The 886-nt window shown below is 65.8% G+C and carries 3 protein-coding genes; 1 reads left to right on the forward strand and 2 read right to left on the reverse strand.

All coding sequences use genetic code 11. From position 1 onward, the window contains the following. Positions 1 to 187: 187 nt before the first annotated feature. Positions 188 to 337, reverse strand: coding sequence for a hypothetical protein (locus JCM19049_RS21440; RefSeq protein ID WP_279403394.1), 150 nt, complete (start codon positions 335 to 337; stop codon positions 188 to 190). Here JCM19049_RS21440 and JCM19049_RS15740 point away from each other — a divergent pair. Next, positions 324 to 638, forward strand: coding sequence for a DUF2249 domain-containing protein (locus tag JCM19049_RS15740; RefSeq protein ID WP_054822020.1), 315 nt, complete (start codon positions 324 to 326; stop codon positions 636 to 638). The genes JCM19049_RS21440 and JCM19049_RS15740 overlap by 14 nt on opposite strands. Positions 639 to 658: 20 nt before the next feature. Here JCM19049_RS15740 and JCM19049_RS15745 read toward each other — a convergent pair. Beyond that, the coding region (locus JCM19049_RS15745; protein WP_374700345.1) for an aminomethyltransferase beta-barrel domain-containing protein at positions 659 to 886 on the reverse strand (228 nt) is incomplete at its 5' end.

Below are 886 nucleotides of genomic sequence, written 5' to 3' on the forward strand. Positions count from 1 at the left end.
TCGCGCAACAGCGCCTCCAGCTGGGCGCGCACCGTGTTTTCATGCATGCCGGCAGCTTGGGCCAGCTGCGGGATGCTCAGTGCCTCGTTTGCCTCCTGGAGCAGGTGCAGGATGAGTTCGCGGGAGGGGGAATGCATTCGGCCGGCGCCGCTGCGCCGGATTTCCCGCGGACTGCGTGGCCGAGTCGTCAATGCTTTCCCCTCACCGTGCCGGTCTCCGTTGCCGAAACCGCTATTTTCCACTGAGTTAATTGTAATAAAATAGTGGCGGGCATGCCATGTGGCATCCCCGCCACCTGGCGGATCAGAGTGAAGGAGTCGGTGATGGCCGAGAACATTGAAATCTCAGCAACCCGGGAAGAGGCGCTGAGGCAGACGACGGCAGGCACCTGCGCCTGCGGTGGGCATGACGAGCAGCTGCCGGTCCTGGATGTGCAGACGATTCCGCATGCGGTGCGCCACGCGGCAATTTTTGGCACCCTGGGTTCACTGCGCAGCGGGTCGGGGCTGGTGCTCAGCGCAACACACAACCCGTTGCCGCTGCTCAGGCAGCTAGATGAGCGCCATCCGGGCGAATTCGAGGTCAGCTACCTGCAGCAGGGCCCGGAGGTTTTCAAGCTCAAGCTGGTGCGCAACTAGCGGTCCCGCCAGCGGCTACGTCAGCTGACCTTGGCCGGGTCCCAGGCCGTGGAGCGGGCCGAGTCGATGGTGGCCTGGCCCAGCACCCGGCTGTCCTGGTAGACGACCATGGTCTGGCCCGGGGCCACCCCGCGCATCGGCTCCACCAGCCGGGTCACCAGCTGGCACACCCCATCGGCCTGCTGCTCGACGTGGGCCACCGCCGCCACCGGATCCCCGTGGGCACGCACCTGGACCATGCAGTCGAA

Source organism: Arthrobacter sp. JCM 19049, from assembly GCF_001310435.1.

Bases quoted from the DNA above. Each gene is read 5' to 3' on its own strand.
- JCM19049_RS21440 (WP_279403394.1), bottom strand. From the start codon at position 337: ATGTTCTCGGCCATCACCGACTCCTTCACTCTGATCCGCCAGGTGGCG.
- JCM19049_RS15740 (WP_054822020.1), top strand. From the start codon at position 324: ATGGCCGAGAACATTGAAATCTCAGCAACCCGGGAAGAGGCGCTGAGG.